The sequence below is a fragment of the Polaribacter sp. Q13 genome (genome assembly GCF_016858305.2).
In the GTDB taxonomy this organism is placed as follows: Bacteria; Bacteroidota; Bacteroidia; order Flavobacteriales; family Flavobacteriaceae; genus Polaribacter.
Genome location: NZ_CP074436.1, coordinates 412,926 through 430,356 on the forward strand (window position 1 = coordinate 412,926; position 17,431 = coordinate 430,356).

Here is a 17,431-nt window from a genome sequence, read left to right on the forward strand (position 1 = left end):
CTTAAATGAGCGTAGAGATTTCAAAGTTTGGAAAATATAAAAGTGAACCTATCGAAGAATTTACTTTAAAAAATGAGAATGGAGTTGAAGTTAGTATTACAAACTTTGGTGCAACAATAACTAAAATTTTAGTACCCAATAAGAATGGAGATATACAAAATATCGCTTGTGGTTTTGATACTTTAGATGGATATTTTGATAAAAAATATTTAGAAAACTCACCTTATTTTGGAGGAACTATTGGTAGATACTGCTCTCAGATTAAAGATTCGAAATTTAATTTAAATGGTAAAGAATATCAATTAACAAATAACTGTGGAGATAATAATTTACACGGTGGTGCTGTTGGATTTGATAAAAAAGTTTGGCATGGAGAAGCTGAGGGAGATAGTGTAATTATGTCTTTATATAGCCGAGATTTAGAAGAAGGTTTTCCAGGGAATGTAGAAGTTTCTGTCACTTTTACGTTAACAAATGATAATGAATTAAGGATTGATTATAGTGCTACGCCAGATCAAGATACGCCTCTGTCATTAACAAATCATACGTATTTTAATCTGAATGCTTTTTCATCAACGGTAGAAAATCATCACGCAAAAGTTCATACAACAAAAAGACTTGTAATGGATGAAACTGGAGCAGCAACTGGGGAAATAGCAGCAATTTCTGGAGAAGCAGATGATTTATCCGAAGGAAAAATAATTGGAGATGTACACAAAGAATTAGGAGATGGATTCGAACATTTTTATGTATTTGAAGACGCTAATTTTAAATTGAAAGAAGTGGCTCAAATTACTTCAGAAATATCTGGACGATCATTAACAGTATCATCTACAGAACCTTGTATGTTGTTGTATACAGGTAAATATACATCAGATGAAATAAAAAGGGAAAATGGTGAGCAATATGGAAAATATAAAGGTTTTTGTTGTGAAACACACAGATATCAAAATGGCCCAAATATTAAAAATTCGCCAAAATCGATTACAAAATCAGGAGATGAATTTAAAAGTACTACCATCTTTAAATTTGGGTGGTAATACTTTCAATTTGAATAAAAAATATTAACTAAACTTAAACGATTATTTTATGATAACAGGTGTTCTATTTGCTATTCTAGCAGGATTATTATTAGGATTGTATGCATTACCAGAAAAATTTACAAAAGATTTTGAATTTGAAAATACATGGAGTATGTTCTTTGCCATTAATACTTTTGTGGTACCAAATGTTGCTGCATTTCTTTTAATAGATGGTTTTTCTGATGTTTTAGGAGCGATACCAACAGATGTTTTATTAACAATGATTGTTTGTAGTATACTTTGGGGTATTGGAGCAATGATGTGGGGAAAAGCAATTAATTATATTGGTTTATCTTTAGGATTTTCGATTTTTATAGGTACGGTAATATTAGTAGGTTCTCTTTTGCCTTTTATACAAACAGGTTTACCAGAAACAAATATATTTTTAACAATTCTTGGAGGTTTAGCTGTTGTTTTGGTTGGTGTAATGGCCAATGGAAGAGCAGGTATTTTACGTCAAAAAGATGAGCAAAAAAATGCAGAATCCGGAGAAAAGAAAGGTGGTTCTGTAATTACGGGTATTATAATTGCAGTTGTTGGTGGTTTATTAGCTACAGGTTTTAGTTATGCCAATGCAGCTGGAGCGCAAATTATTGATGCAGCTTCTCAAGCACAAGGAAATGAGTCATGGAAAAGTGCCATTGCTGTTATGTATGTAATTTATATGGCCGGTGGTGTTGCTATTGCAATCTATTTTGCACAGCAATTAACAGCTAAAAAATTGTGGGGTAAGTTTAAAACACCTCATTTAGGTAAAAATATTATGCTTACTACCGTAATGGGCGTCTTCAATTTTGCGGCGTCTTCAATATTTGCATATGCTGCTTTTAAATTAGGAGAAACTGGTGGTAGTGTAGGTTATGCTATTTTTAACACGGCCTGCGTTGTAACTGCTATTATAAGTGGTTTAATTACTAAAGAATGGGTAAATGCATCTGGCAAGGCAAAAGGATCTTTATATTTTGGCTTAACTTGTATGGTAGTTGGAATTCTAATAGTGGCTTACAGTAATAGTTTATAAAAAAAATATAATGAAAAAAGCAATTTGTATCTTAGTCTTTTGTCTAAGTTCAATATATGTATTTGCACAACCAAGTACTATAAGTAATCACAATGATAATAGCCAGCAAATAACTAGTTTAGATAGTTATAGATGGAAAATGAAAATGATGCTACCGGGTGAAGGTGTAAAAGCGGGTCTTAATGAATTGCCTCCAGGTGATATTGAAACCTTAGTTTGGAACCCTGCAAAAGTTCCGGGAGATGTGTATACCGATTTATGGAAAGTGGGAGCTATTGAAGATCCTTACTTTGGTAGAAATAGTGTAAAGGCACAATGGGTTATGCAATACGAATGGTGGTACTCCATTCAATTTAAAGTAAATCAAGATTTAACGGATAAAGTTGCTCGTTTAGATTTTCAATCAATAGATCACGAATGTGATATTTGGTTGAATGGTCATTTTATTGGTAGTCATAAAGGCTCGTTTTCTTCTTTTTCTTTTGATGTAAATGAAGCTATTTTAACGAATAAGCATTGGTTGAAAGCAACTAATATGTTGGTGATTAGATTGGCACCACCTCCGCAGGTAAACGCTAAAGTTGCAGGGTTAAAAACACCTTGGTTTGGTGATTATTGGAGAGATTTAATTCCGTTTGGTATAACAGGTTCAATTGATTTGGTTTTTACTGGTAAATCTAGAATATTAGATGTGTATGCAAAACCAAATGTTACAAATGAAAAGAAAGCATCTGTAACTTTTGAAATTGAAGTTGAGAATACGGAAAAAGTAGCAAAAGAAAAGAATATTACAATATCTTTTAAAGGTCAAAACTTTGATGGCAAACAGCAAACCGTTCGTTTTAAGAAGTTATTGCAGCCAGGTAAACAAATAATAAAAAAGGAGATTGAAGTAGAGAATCCTCAACTTTGGTGGCCTTGGGATTTAGGAAAACCGAACTTATATGAAGCAAAAGTTTCTTTAGATGAAGGTAAAATAAATCAAGATTTTAAAGAAATTACGTATGGTTTACGTAAAGTTGAAATGGCTTGGAATCCTGGGTTTTCTAGAGATGAAGTTTCTTTTCCAAGAACAACAATGATTAATGGAAAGAAAATTTTTATTCGTTCTGCTTGTTGGGGAGGACCGCCAGATATTTTTGTAGGTAGAACTTCAGAAGAAAAGTATAGAAAGTTAATAGCATTAGCCAAAGAAGCGAATATGAATAACATTCGTATTTTTGGATGGCATCCACCAGAAATTCCATTGTTTTACAAGTTATGTAATGAGCAAGGAATTACAGTTTGGCAAGATATGATTCCGTTAGGAACAGGGAATATTCCTAATGATCCAGAATTGTTAGAGCGTATTTTTCAAGAAGGAGAAAATGTAGTTAAGAACAGAAGAAACAATCCGTCGTTAATTATGATGGAAGGTGGAGAAGAAATGTTACTAAGAGCAAGTGATCCTGTGTATGCAAGAAAATTCTTGGAAACTTTAGGAGAAAGATACCAAAAGATGGTTGATTTACCATATGTTCCAGACTCTCCTTTAACGAATGATCCTTCGCTAGAAGCAGGTTTTAAACCAAAAGAAGCAGTGCATGCTTTAGGTTATTTTTATGGAATGGGTAAAAAGCCTATGGAAGAATGGTTTAAAAGTCTAGATTATCCGATTGTTCCAGAATTGGCAATTACATCAGTTCCGAATGTAGAAAGTTTAAAGAAATTTATTCCTAAAGATGAATTATGGCCTCCAGGACCAAGTTGGGGACATCATTGGGCTGATTTAGATCGATTAAGAATTCAGAATTTTGATACTTTTGGAGACGAGAAAAAAGGTTCTTTACAAGAATTTGTAGATGCAACTCAAGATGCTCAGGGTATAATTTTTCAATTGTCTATAGAACACTTCAGAAGAAATAAACCGAAAACAAGTGGAATTGCATTATGTCACTTTATTACCTATTGGCCAGATATGAAATGGGGAATTATTGATAGTTATTTGCAACCAAAACGTTCTTTTGAATTTGTAAAAACGGCATATCAACCAGTACTGGTTAATTTGAATTTTGCAAAACGTAGATGGTTGAATTCAGAAACATTTAAAGGTCAGTTTTGGATTGTGAACGATTTATATAAATCATATAAAAATTGTAAAGTTTCCTATTCAATTTTAGATGATGATAAGAAAGTGTTGAAAAAATCTTCTTTTGATGTTAAAAAGATTGAAGAAAATAGTTCGAAACAATTTTTAGAAATTGAAGCAAAGGTTCTTAAAAAGGTGAAAAAGAATTTCTATGTTGATGTTGAACTTACGGATGCAAATGGAGACGTTTTATCTTCAAATAATTATATGTTTTTAATTGGAGACCAAAGAGGTGATGCTGCTAAATTTAAACAAATGGGTGAAGAGATTAGAAATAGAAATAGTGAATATTCTTATGGAAATTATCTAAGGTTTTTTGATCAAATAATAGGAGCAAATAAAAAGGAATACGAGAGTAAAACGGATACGATAAAAACAAGAGGGTTTGAGTAAAAATTATCAATAATAAACTTCTTTTAAACCATTTGTTGTTTTATTCGGAATAAATCGCTTGTATATTTCGTAATGTATTCAATATCTTGCGAGAATAAAACCAACTAACCAATGAATAAACCTTTTTCGAATTCTAATTTTTCATTTTTAATAGCAGTAAGTTTTGCATGTCTTCTAGCTAGTTGTACTGAGACAAAAACAAAAACATATTCAGATATAATTTATAAGAAACCAGCTATTGTTAAAATTCCAGCAGTACAATTTCTTTCTCCAGAAGAAAGTATCAAAACCATGCATTTACCAGAAGGGTATCATATGGAATTGGTTGCAAGCGAACCTATGATAAACGAACCAGTAGTAATGGAATGGGATGCAAACGGAAAGCTTTATGTAGCAGAAATGCTTACTTATATGCAAGATGTAGATGGAACAGATGAAAATAAACCTTGGAGTAGAATTTCGGTTTTAGAAGATCTAGATAATGATGGTAAAATGGATAAAAGCACTGTTTTTATTGATAGTATTATCTTACCTAGAATTATAAAACCGCTAGATGATCGTTTAATTGTTGGTGAAACTTACAATAGAGATATCTGGAGTTATAGAGATACCGATGGAGATAATGTTGCAGATGAAAAAATATTATTATTAAAAAGTCATAAAAGAGATAATGCTAATTTAGAGCATCAATCTGCAAGTATTTTATGGAGTATAGATAACTGGATGTATTTATCTAGAGATGCTATTCGATATAGATTTACCCGTGGTAAAATAGAAACGGATACTTTAAGAGATGCTCCAAATGGTCAATGGGGATTAACGCAAGATGAAGTTGGTCAATTGTATTATTCAAGTGCGGGTGGAGAAAACTCATCTTTAGGTTTTCAGCAACATCCTACCTATGGTAATTTAGAATTAGAAGGGCAAAAACAAGAAGGTTTTGAGGCTGTTTGGCCTATTATAGGAACACCAGATGTGCAAGGTGGACCTAAAAGATTGCGAGAAGATGGTACTTTAAATCATTTTACGGCAAGTTGTGGTCAAGGTGTATTTTTAGGTGATAAACTTCCTCTTTATGGAGATTTATTTATTCCGGAACCAGTTGGTAGATTAATCCGAAGAGCAAAAGTGGAACACATTAACGGAAAAACAGTGTTAAGTAATCCGTATCATGAAACAGAGTTTTTAGCTTCTACAGATGCAAACTTTAGACCTGTAGACACAAAAACAGGACCTGATGGTTGTTTGTATGTTGTAGATATGTATCGTGGTATTATTCAGGAAGGAAATTGGGTTAGAAAAGGAAGTTTTTTACGTCCTGTTGTAGAAAAATTAGGACTTGATAAAAATATTGGAAAAGGTAGAATTTATAGAATTGTTCATGATGAAATTACGCCTTCTAAAAAAGTGAAATTGTTAGATAAATCACCAACAGAATTATTGCCTTTTTTAGATAATGATAATGGTTGGCACAGAATGAATGCTCAGAAGTTAATTATTTTAAAAGGAGATAAAACTATTATTCCTGCTTTGCAGAAAAAAGTGAATAACGGAGCATCTGCTTTGGGTAGAATGCATGCACTTTGGACACTTGAAGGTTTAGATGCTATTGATGAAAATATACTTATTGTAGCCTTAAAAGATGAAGATTCTAGAGTAAAAAGAGCTGCAATAAGAATTAGTGAACCTTTTTTAAGTAAGGGGAATCAAAATATTTTTGATGCTGTATCCGCTTTAAAAACAGATGCAGATGTAGAAGTTCCGTTACAAGTTATTCGTTCATTTGGAACAAATAAAAATGCAAAAACGAAAGCTGTTATTAAAGATATTATTAAAAACAATCCTACAAACGAAGTCGTTTCAATTATTGGTACAGAAACCTTAAAAGATGTACCACCGGTTATTGAGCAATTAAAGAAAAAACATATTTTAAAGAGCAGCCAGGTTAGAAATGCTATTGTTCAAGGATATAAAAACTTTAATACAATTTGTATGGCTTGTCATGGTGTAAATGGTAAGGGAATTGAAGGTGTTGCGCCATCTTTGGTGGGATCTCCTCGTGTTACCGGTAATCCAGAAATAGCAATTAAAATATTATTAGATGGTTTAACGGGGCCTATTGATGGTAAAGAGTATGCGGGTGTTATGGCCGGTATGAAACATCAAGATTCAGAATGGCTTTCTAGTGTTTTAACATATGTTAGAAGTGAATTGAATGATGCGGGTCCAATATTGCGTTGGAAATTTGATAACTTTAAAAAGAAAAAAGAAATTAAGGAAAGAGATACGTATTGGACTATTGAAGAATTGTATAAAAAGAAAAATAATAAAAAATGAAAATAAAAATACTACTAGTTAGTTTTTGCCTAATCATGGTTTCTTGTAATACTAAAGAAAAAATAACTGGACAAAAAGTAAAGGATATGGAAATTACTGATGAACAACAAGATTATTTAGGAATTACTGATAAAGCACATTTAAGTGCAGCATCTAAAAGGGCTTTAAATTGGCCTAAAGAGGCTACAAATGATTGGTATTTTGAATATCAGATTCAAGATTTAAAAGGAGACTTGGCATATGAAGAAGGTGTTGTTAGAAGAGATCCAAGTGGAATTATAAAGCATGATGGAAAATACTATACTTGGTATACAAAAAGTACTGGGCCAACTCAGGGGTTTGTTGGTGATATAGAAAAAGTAAAAGTTTTTCCTTGGGATAGATGTGATATTTGGTACGCAACCTCAAAAGATGGAATTACTTGGAAAGAAGAAGGAGTTGCTGTAAAACGAGGAGAAAAAGGAAGTTATGATGATCGTTCTGTTTTTACTGTAGAAATTATGGAAAATGAAGGGATGTATTATTTATGCTATCAAACTGTAAAATCACCTTACAACAAAAGAGTGAAAAATCAAGTAGGTTTAGCTTGGTCTACATCGCCAAATGGCCCTTGGACAAAAAGTAAAGAACCAATCTTAAGTCCTGCAGATAATGGTGTTTGGATAGGTGATGATTTACAAGACCGTTTTTCTGTTGCTAAAAAAGGAGACTTTGACAGCCATAAAGTACACGATCCTTGTATTATTCCTTTTAAAGGGAAATTTTACTTGTATTATAAAGGAGAACAAATGGGTGAGCAATTTACATTTGGTGGTAGACAAATAAGACACGGGGTTGCTATTGCAGATAATCCTAAAGGGCCTTATGTAAAATCGCTTTACAATCCTATTTCTAATAGTGGACATGAAATCTGTGTTTGGAAATATAATGGAGGTATTGCGTCACTTATTACTACAGATGGGCCAGAGAGAAATACGGTACAATGGTCTCCAGATGGAATTAATTTTGAAGTTAGGGGAGCTGTAAAAGATGCACCACATGCCATTGGGTTAAATAGAACAGCAGATAATGAAAAGGAGCCAACAGAAATTTTAAGATGGGGATTGACTCATGAATATAAAAATTCTGATTATCAATACATAAGAAGGTTTACAACCATTAATAAAAAGCAACATGGTTCTTTTACAGAGGGAGCAAAATAGGAAGTAAAGTAAAATAGTGAATTTAATATCCAAAAAAAGACCGCTATATGTGGTCTTTTTTTGAATAATACGATTAATGTTATAGAATTTGATTATTAAAATTTAAAGAAGAGTAATGATGAAAAAATATTGGATTATAGTATTCGTTTTTGTAATTTCTTGTAAAACCAAAGAAAACAAAGAAATAAAAGAGCCAAAGTATACTGCAAATTGGGAATCTTTAAAGCAACACAAAACTCCTGAATGGTTTTTAGATGCAAAATTCGGAATTTACTGTCATTGGGGCCCTTATTCTGTTCCGGAATATAAGAATGAGTGGTATGCACATTGGATGTATGTAAACAAAGACAATCCGGAGGCTAAAAATGGTGAGGCAAGTGATTTTTATAAACACCATGTAGCAACGTATGGAACATTAGATAAATTTGGATACAAAGATTTTATTCCCATGTTTACTGCAGAAAAATTTGATGCCGCAGAATGGGCAGATTTGTTTCAAAAGGCCGGAGCTAAATTTGCAGGTCCAGTATCTGAACATGCAGATGGTTTTGCCATGTGGGATAGCGATTTAACCAAATGGGATGCTAAAGAAATGGGACCTAAACGAGATGTAATGGGTGAGTTGTCTAAAGAAATTAGAAAACGAGATATGAAATTTATTGCTACTTTCCATAGACAATGGTTATATGGTTGGTTTCCTACTTGGGATGAAACTACAGATGCATCAAACCCTGAATTTGCAGGTTTGTATGGACCAAAAGTAAACAGAGGAGATTTTAAATTTCCTAGTAGAAAGAACCGTAACGGAGATACGTATTACCCATTAGCAGGTAAAGAATTTAATGATCAATGGTTAAATCGTTTAAAAGAGATTGTAGACAAATATGAGCCAGACATGGTTTGGTTTGATAATAAAGTAGACATTATTGCAGAAGATCACCGAAAAGAATTTTTAGAATATTATTACAATCATGCAGATAAAAATAACCAAGAAGTAGTTTCTACCTACAAATTTGAAGATTTTGCTAAAGGATCGGCAGTCTTAGATTTAGAACGAGCAAGAATGAGTGAAAAACAAGATTTTCCTTGGCTTACAGATGACTCTATCGATTGGAACTCATGGTCGCATATTAAAAATCCTAATTATAAATCAACAAATAGATTAATAGATTTTTTAGTAGATGTTGTTAGTAAAAATGGAGCGGTATTGTTAAATATTACGCCTAAAGCAAACGGAGAAATTCCGGAGCCTGTAAAAGAACGTTTATTAGAAATGGGAGAATGGTTAAAAGTAAATGGAGAAGCTATCTATGGTACAAGAACTTTTGATATTTATGGCGAAGGAAGTTCTAAAGTAGTAGAAGGGCATTTAAGTGAACAAAAAAATGCAGACAATACAGCAGATGATATTCGTTTTACAACTAAAGGTGCAACTTTATATGCTATTGTTTTAGATTGGCCAGAAGGAAAAGAATTTACGATTCATTCTTTAAAAAAGGGAAATGGCTTGTTCCCTAAAGAAATAACTTCAATACAATTGTTAGGAGGTAATGGTAAGAATTTAAGTTTTGTAAGAAATGAAAAAGGTCTTACTATTAAGCTTCCTGAAAATAAGAAAGGAAAACATGCTTTTACATTTAAAATTATGTAAAATAATAGTATTTTATTTTAATTTTTTAAGTGGCTACAATGACAATTGTAGCCACTTTTTTTTTTGAAAACCTAAATTTTAAATTAACAATACTTTAAGAATGATTATCATTGCAAACTATACAGTATTAACATTTTTTTATACTAATTTAATAAAAATTATATAACGGTAATAGTTGTGTATTTGTTTAATTCGCTGTTTTACAGTGTTTTGTTGTTGTTTTTATTGTTTTAAAAGAGTCGATATGTTTCCTCATATAGAACATCTGTAGCCTTTAAATGGGTACAATAAATTGATATTTGCTTAGTATAAACCCAAAAATAGAAAAACATGAAAATTAATTTACTTGAAAATAAAGAATTCAAGAAGTTCCGATTTCAATCGGTCATTTTAGTTTTTACATTACTTTTAAGCATTAGCGCAGTGCATGCACAAAAAGTAACCGTAAAAGGAGTCGTATCGGGAAGCGGAGATCCACTGCCAGGAGCAAGTGTTGCCGTTAAAGGTGCAAAAAATGGAACAGTTACAGATTTTGATGGTAATTATGTTCTAAAAGTTAATCCAGGAAAGATTTTAGTTTTTTCATATCTAGGTTTTGCTTCAAAAGAAGTAAAAATAGGTAGCAATAAAAACATAAACGTTTCTTTAGAACCAGACGTAGCTGCTTTAGATGAAATTATTGTAGTTGGTTATGGAACTCAGAAAAAGAAAGAAGTTACTGGTGCTGTAGTTCAAGTAAAAGCAGAGGATTTAGCTAAAACAACAACAGCAGATATTGGTTCAGCTTTACAAGGGCAGATTTCTGGTGTAAATGTTACAGCGAGTTCTGGAGCGCCTGGAGAAGGATCTAATATTTTAATTCGTGGTTTTAGTTCTCTTTTAGACGGACAAAACGGACCTTTGTTTGTAGTAGATGGTATTCCTTTTGATTCTGATCCTGGATTAAGTATTAGTGAAATTGAAAGTGTAGATGTTTTAAAAGATGCAGCTTCTGCTTCTATATATGGTACACGTGGTGCTGGTGGTGTTATCTTAATTACAACAAAAAAAGGTAAAGAAGGGCAAATGAATATTCGTGTAAACACTGAGTATGGTATACAAAACATAACATCTCAGTTTCATACAATGTCTACTGCTCAGATTAGCTATTTTAATCTTACTAAAGCATATATAAATAGTGGTAAAGTAAAAGGAGGAGTAGAGTATGAAATCACTAGAAATAGATCTTACTTAACTAATGATACAGATATTAAACAAGTTTTATTAAATGATAATGCTGCTATTCAGAATCATTCAGTAAACTTATCTGGAGGAAAAGCAGGGTTAACTTATAGCTTAAATATGAATTATTTTGGACAAAAAGGAGTCGTTTACAATTCAAATTTAGATCGTTTTAATATTCGTGCTAATACACAATTTGTTACTGGGAAATGGAAGTTTGTTACAGGAATAAATTTTAGAAGAGATCAAAAATTAGTTCCTTTATCTAATATGGTAAGTAGAATATTTGATTATAAAGTATTTAGACCTCTTATTGATTTAGATGATTCATCATTACCTAATGCTACAGAAGTTGGTACAGATGATCCTGATAATGATTGGAGATTAAATGATGCTAGACAGAATGCGAATAATATTAGAGCTTTTAAAACAGAAGAAAAGCATAATACAAACATTACTACAGGTAATATTCAAGTTGAGTATAACATAACAAAAGCTTTAAAAGCTACAGCTAGATTAGGAGCAACATATTCTAATAGAAAAGAAACTAAGATAGCACCAAGGTTTGACATTTTTAACACAAATGGTGATTTAATTACGAACCCATTGGCGATTACTTCTCATAGAGTAGTGGTAACAGATAATTCTAAATTAACATCAGAAGAATTTCTTAACTATAATAAAAAATTTGGTAAGCATAGTTTAAACTTATTGTTAGGTACCTCTTTTGAGAGATCTACACAAGAAAGATTAAGTTTAGAAGTTAGAAATAATATAAACTCTGCTATTACAGTGATAGATAATTATGAGATAGATTATAATATTGAATCTGGTGGTAGAGACTATACAAGAACATTAATAGGAAACATTGCAAGGGTAAACTATAATTTTGATGGTAAATACCTTATTAGTGCTAGTGGTAGATATGATGGTTCTTCTATGTTTAGTGATGGAAAAAAATGGGGATTCTTTCCTTCTGCTTCTGTAGGTTGGAATATCTCTGATGAGAACTTTTGGGATCCTATGAAAAGTGTGGTAAATTCATTTAAATTTAGAGCAGGTGTTGGTACTACTGGTAATGATAGATTTGCATTATATAGCAATCAATCTGTAGTAGAGCCTGGAGCAAATTATATTTTTGGAACTAAAAATGCGTCTTCAGACTTAGCAAATCCTTCTGGAGAAACCACTGCTTTAGGAACCACTCAATTAGAATATGCGAATGCAGATTTAAGATGGGAAACGAAAGTAGAGACAAATTTTGGTTTTGATTTAGGACTTTTTAAGAACAAGTTAACACTTAGTTCAGACTTTTATAGAAGTGAAATAAAAGATTTATTATATCCAGTTGTAAACTCTCCTTCTTCGGGTGTTTCTGGTAATTATCGTAGTACAGTGTTCAATATAGGAAACATGAGAAACTCAGGTATTGAGTATGCTGCAAATTATAAACATAGAGGTAGAAACTCTGGTTTAAACTGGTCTGTGTCTGGTACATATACTAGTAATGATAATGTGGTAACAAAAACAGCAGATAATAACCCTATTGTTCGTTTAGATAATAGTTATATTTCTACAGGAGGTACAAGAGAATTGGTAAGTGTACTTAAAGAAGGATATGAAGCAGCTGCATTTTTCTTAAGAGAAACAGATGGTGTTATTAAAACACAAGAACAATTAGAAGAATATAAGAAAATTAGTCCAGGTGCACAAATGGGAGAATTTATGTATATTGATCAACTAACTGTAGATACAAATGGTGATGGTATTCCTGATAAAGGTGATGGGGAAATTAATGATGATGATAAAGTGTATTCAGGAAGTGGTACTCCAGACTGGGAGGGAGGATTAAACCTTACTGCAGATTATAAAGGGTTCGATCTTTCTATGCAATGGTATGGTGCTTTCGGAGGAAAAGTAATGAATGGTACTAAAGCATATGCATACCAACGTGGCGTACATAGAGACTTGGTTCATTCTTGGACAGAGGTAAATACAGAAGCAGATATACCTTGGCATAATGGTAACAATAGTACATCTTATAGAGGTGGGTCTAGTTACTTCTTAGAAGATGGAGATTTTGTTAGATTACGTAACGTTGCTATAGGATATTCTTTATCTAAAAAAGCTTTAAAAAGTATAGGTCTTAGTAAATTTAGAATTTATGTACAAGGACAAAACCTTTTAACATTTACCGAATACACAGGTTTCGATCCAGAGGTAGGTGGTAATGGTTTAAGTACTAGGGGTATTGATAGAGGTAGATACCCAGTATCTTCTCAATACAAATTAGGTCTTCAACTTCAATTTTAATTTAAAACGAAAGAGATGAAGATAGTAAAGATAAAAACCATAAAAACAAACTTAAAGATGAAAAATACACTTATAAAGAGAATAGTTCCTCTATTAGGGCTTGTGTTTATATTTCAAGCCTGTTCTAGTGAACTAGATCAAGTAAATCCAAATGCCTTAACAACAAGTAGTTTTTGGAAAAATTCTGCAGATTTAGATGCAGGTTTAAATGCTACGTATGCAGCATTAAGAAATGAGGATATTCAAGGCATACTAACAGAACCTATGCGTACAGATATTGCTACACCTAGAAATTTTAGAAATAATACCACAGGAAACCCTATTTACGATCAAACATTTGATTTAACAACCAATGAAGTGCAAGATAAATGGGATGCTTGTTTTAAAGGTATCTTTAGAGCAAATCAAGTTTTAGATGCTTATGCTAGATTAAAACCGACTTTTAATGGAGAAAAAAGTGTAGCTAATGGTGTTCTTTTAGAAGCGCAAGCAAGAGCTTTAAGAGGATATTTTTATTACGTATTACATAGCTCTTATAATGAAGGTTCTTTACCATTATATAATACGGTACCTAAGGTATTTGATGATTTTCAGAAAACTTTTTCTACTTCAGAAGAAATTAAAGCTTTTTATAGAGAAGATTTAAAGTACGGAATGGAAAATTTACCAGGAACCTACAATTTATGGAGATCAGAAGTTGGTGCTGGAAATTTAGGACGTATTACTGGTGGAGCTTGTGAGGCACTTATAGCTAAAAGTTATATAAATGACAATGATTTTGTAAACGCAGAATTATATTTAAAAAATGTTATCGACAATTATGACTACGCTTTGGTAGATGATTTAGAGAAGTGTTTAACAGGGATTCAGGAGTTTAATTCAGAATCTATATTTGAAGTAAACTACAGTTTAGCGAATCTTTTAGGTTCGGATGAACAAGATTTGTCTCAAAGAGTTACATCTCGTTTGCATAACTCTAATGATCACGTTATGTCATCATGGTTAAACTTAGCATTTAGAGCAGAAAGACCAGATCCTTCAGATCCTGCAAATTACGTAGATAGACCTCAATGGGACCCAGCTACAGGAAAGCAAGTAGTAGATGCAGACGATAACCCAGTTTTTGATGAAAATGTACTAAGAAAATATAGTAAACGTATGGCAAGTACAATATCAATTGTAGATGAACCAGATTCACCTATGTATGGTGTTACTTCAGGAGAATTCGGTAATGATTCAGATGCAAGTCCACATTCTAAATCGAATACTTCTATTTGGAAAAAATTTACAAGTTGGAATGTTCCTAATGGAGGAAAGGGTGAACTAGAAGATACGGAATACAGAGGGAAATCTGAACTTAACATTCCTGTTATTCGTTTGGCAGAAATTTATTTATTGTATGCAGAATGTATGATTGAAAAAGGAAATTTATCTGAAGCTTTATTGTATATCAATAAAATTAGAAAACGTTCTCATTTATATTTATTAGGAAATGAAGCAGAGTTTGCAGGGGAAGCTACTTATTTAAATGATATTGATTTAGATGACAGTAACGGTGAAGAAGCAGTAAATTTAGAAAACTTAATGGACCATTTACGTTTTGTAGAAAAGCCTTTAGAATTATGTTTAGAAGGGCAAAGAACTGTAGATCTAAGAAGATGGGGTGTTTGGAAAGAGCGTTTGGTTTACTTAGCACAATTTGAATATGATTCATGGAATTACAGAAAAAATCTTAATGGGAAACACAATCATAGATATAGAAGTTATATTTTGCCTACAGGTGAGGTGCCAACGTACACACTTATTAAGCCAGGGAAATTAATAAATCAAGGTAATGGATTTTCTAAAGAACCAACATTGAGAGATTGTCTTTTAGCTTCTCAAAATTTCGTTGAAAGTCTAAATGCTTATTATCCTATTCCACAAGATGAGAGAAATGCAAATTTAAATTGGAACAAATAATAAAAGAATAAAATTTATTAAATATGAAAATCATAAAAAATATATTATACGTATTGACGTTGCTATTCTTCTTTATAGGATGTAATAGTCAGGATTATGAATCTCCTGGAGAAGAAGTTTCAGATCTATATATCTTAACATCCGCAGGAGTAAATACAACCAATATGCGAGCTGAGGTAAATAAATTCTTTTCCTTTTTAGATATCTCTCAGGGTACTTTAGATCGTAAGTGGACTATTCCTGAAGGAGCTTTTTTCTTGCAAGGACCAATTCCTAATAATTTACCAAACCACGATGAGTACATTATAAATGCTGGAGACACTGTTTCTACGGATCAAACAGTACATGTAATGTTTAAAAAAGGAGATTCTCTAACGGAGGTAAAGTACTATGGTGTGTTTAAAGATTCTACTGAGTTTGAATTTTATATAGATTACGCAGATGGGCTTCCTGTTCCGGACACAATTAGAACAGAGAGAATGGATGGTAAATGGGTTGCAGAATATACTTATTTAATAGATGTATATGATACTGTTGTAGCTAAACCAGAATTAAGATATTTAGATGAAACTATTTTAGATCATCTAAATACAGCTACTATGACTGTTCAGTATGGTGATAAAATTATTTTAGAAGACCTTAGTGCGCTTTCATTAGATAATAATGCGCGTCCAGAAGCAACTAAATGGAGATTACATACTCTAGAAGAGAATGAAGAAGACCGTACGTATTCTAATACGATTAATTTTGATAGAGAAGGTGATTTTACACAAAGAGTAGTTGATACTTTAACATTTACAAAACTTGGCGAATACCAGTTAGAATTACAATCTACTAGAACTAGAGATGATGATTTAGGTGCAAGCTCAGATACGTATGATATTCCTACAATATTTACGGTAGTTTCTTTAGCAGAAGATTTAATGTTAATTGACGGGGAAGATATTGTTGAGACAGATGATAATCGTATTATGATACCAATTAGTTCTCGTTTAGCAGCTATTGATGAAGATCTTTCAGCAGACTTTACTGTTAAGGTAGATGGAACTGTGATTCCTGTTGAATCTGTGTCTATAACCAATGCGTCTCTTAATGGTAACCCAATAGGTAGAATTGTACTTAGTTTAACAACAGATTTGGTACCAGCAGATGCAAGTAAAACTGTTACAGTATCCTATACTGGAACAACTTTAATGTCTTTAGATGAACGTGTGCTACAAACTTTTACTGATGAACCAATTGAGGTTTATGTACCTTCTCCTGTTCAGCAAAAACAAAATGTTACAAAAGATTTTGATACTGATGAATTATTAGTTTTGTTTAGTCAGAATATGAGTGAGGATAGTATAGATCAAGTTGCTGATATTTCTAAAGGATTTACAGTTACGGTAACCAGTAAATTAGGAGCAGGAGTAGATATTCCTGTTAATATTACCTCTATATCTGTAGATTCTAATAATTCTAAAATATTGAGATTTAAATTAGATGTTGAATTATATAGAGATGATCTTATTACAATTTCTAGTGATGGAACAAGTGATCTAACTTCTGCTGGAGGTGGATTAATAGACGCATTTGGGGCTGTAACAGTTGATTATGATGATAATAACATTCTTGGAGATATTGGGATGTATGAAACAGATTTTGGTGTTGACTGGATAAGACTTAGTACTATAGCAGATGCGAATGCAGAAACAGTAACTCCTTCACTTAGCTCTGCAACAGGTAAAGCAATGCATTTGCAAGTGTTTAACAATAATAATGCAATGATTGAGTCTGTAAATGAATATTCATTAACATCTAATACGGAGTATAGAATTAAGTTTAAGAAATATATTACGGATGATGCTGCTATTACATCTACTAAAACAGGTAATAGTCTCGTTAGAATACAATCTGGAGGTTCTAAAGAAAATTTTGCGTTCAATAGAGATATAACGGATCCATCAAATCTTAATACTTGGTTTGATGAAGAGGTTGTATTTAATACAGGAACCAATGCAATTTATAATAATTTTAAAATAAGACAATTAGCTGCATGGGACAATTGGTCAGATATCTATCTAGATAATTTAGTTATTCAACTAGTAGACGAAAGACCATAAATATTTAAAATAATTT

General features: G+C 32.2%; 9 protein-coding genes. All 9 read left to right on the top strand.

Going from position 1 to position 17,431, the window contains the following annotated elements:
- Positions 1-5 precede the first annotated feature (5 nt).
- The 9 genes from JOP69_RS01715 (at position 6) to JOP69_RS01755 (ending at position 17,415) form a co-directional block, all read left to right on the top strand.
- Positions 6-1,040: an aldose epimerase family protein gene (locus JOP69_RS01715; protein ID WP_203393840.1), complete on the top strand. Its 1,035-nt coding sequence runs from the start codon at positions 6-8 to the stop codon at positions 1,038-1,040.
- A 49-nt stretch (positions 1,041-1,089) separates the two neighbouring features.
- Positions 1,090-2,103 (top strand): L-rhamnose/proton symporter RhaT, encoded by a 1,014-nt coding sequence (locus JOP69_RS01720; RefSeq protein WP_203393841.1) that lies wholly within the window; start codon positions 1,090-1,092, stop codon positions 2,101-2,103.
- Positions 2,104-2,113: 10 nt separating this feature from the next.
- Positions 2,114-4,624 (top strand): glycoside hydrolase family 2 protein, encoded by a 2,511-nt coding sequence (locus JOP69_RS01725; protein ID WP_203393842.1) that lies wholly within the window; start codon positions 2,114-2,116, stop codon positions 4,622-4,624.
- Between the two features lie 111 nt (positions 4,625-4,735).
- Positions 4,736-6,961, top strand: a complete 2,226-nt coding sequence (locus JOP69_RS01730; RefSeq protein ID WP_203393843.1) for a c-type cytochrome — start codon at positions 4,736-4,738, stop codon at positions 6,959-6,961.
- A complete protein-coding gene (locus JOP69_RS01735; RefSeq protein WP_203393844.1) occupies positions 6,958-8,163 on the top strand; it encodes a family 43 glycosylhydrolase in 1,206 nt (401 codons plus the stop codon). Before JOP69_RS01730 ends, JOP69_RS01735 begins: the two co-directional genes overlap by 4 nt.
- Positions 8,164-8,278: 115 nt before the next feature.
- Positions 8,279-9,814, top strand: a complete 1,536-nt coding sequence (locus JOP69_RS01740) for an alpha-L-fucosidase (RefSeq protein WP_252191163.1) — start codon at positions 8,279-8,281, stop codon at positions 9,812-9,814.
- A gap of 330 nt (positions 9,815-10,144) precedes the next feature.
- On the top strand, positions 10,145-13,348 hold the full coding sequence (locus JOP69_RS01745; RefSeq protein ID WP_203393845.1) for a TonB-dependent receptor: 3,204 nt from the start codon (positions 10,145-10,147) through the stop codon (positions 13,346-13,348).
- Positions 13,349-13,363: 15 nt separating this feature from the next.
- Positions 13,364-15,310, top strand: coding sequence for a RagB/SusD family nutrient uptake outer membrane protein (locus tag JOP69_RS01750; protein WP_203393846.1), 1,947 nt, complete (start codon positions 13,364-13,366; stop codon positions 15,308-15,310).
- Between the two features lie 23 nt (positions 15,311-15,333).
- Positions 15,334-17,415 carry a hypothetical protein gene (locus JOP69_RS01755; protein ID WP_203393847.1) on the top strand — a complete coding sequence of 694 codons (2,082 nt, stop codon included), beginning with the start codon at positions 15,334-15,336 and terminating at the stop codon, positions 17,413-17,415.
- Positions 17,416-17,431: the final 16 nt, after the last annotated feature.

Bases quoted from the DNA above. Each gene is read 5' to 3' on its own strand.
- JOP69_RS01735 (WP_203393844.1), top strand. From the start codon at position 6,958: ATGAAAATAAAAATACTACTAGTTAGTTTTTGCCTAATCATGGTTTCT.
- JOP69_RS01755 (WP_203393847.1), top strand. From the start codon at position 15,334: ATGAAAATCATAAAAAATATATTATACGTATTGACGTTGCTATTCTTC.
- JOP69_RS01745 (WP_203393845.1), top strand. From the start codon at position 10,145: ATGAAAATTAATTTACTTGAAAATAAAGAATTCAAGAAGTTCCGATTT.
- JOP69_RS01715 (WP_203393840.1), top strand. From the start codon at position 6: ATGAGCGTAGAGATTTCAAAGTTTGGAAAATATAAAAGTGAACCTATC.
- JOP69_RS01725 (WP_203393842.1), top strand. From the start codon at position 2,114: ATGAAAAAAGCAATTTGTATCTTAGTCTTTTGTCTAAGTTCAATATAT.
- JOP69_RS01750 (WP_203393846.1), top strand. From the start codon at position 13,364: ATGAAGATAGTAAAGATAAAAACCATAAAAACAAACTTAAAGATGAAA.
- JOP69_RS01720 (WP_203393841.1), top strand. From the start codon at position 1,090: ATGATAACAGGTGTTCTATTTGCTATTCTAGCAGGATTATTATTAGGA.
- JOP69_RS01730 (WP_203393843.1), top strand. From the start codon at position 4,736: ATGAATAAACCTTTTTCGAATTCTAATTTTTCATTTTTAATAGCAGTA.
- JOP69_RS01740 (WP_252191163.1), top strand. From the start codon at position 8,279: ATGATGAAAAAATATTGGATTATAGTATTCGTTTTTGTAATTTCTTGT.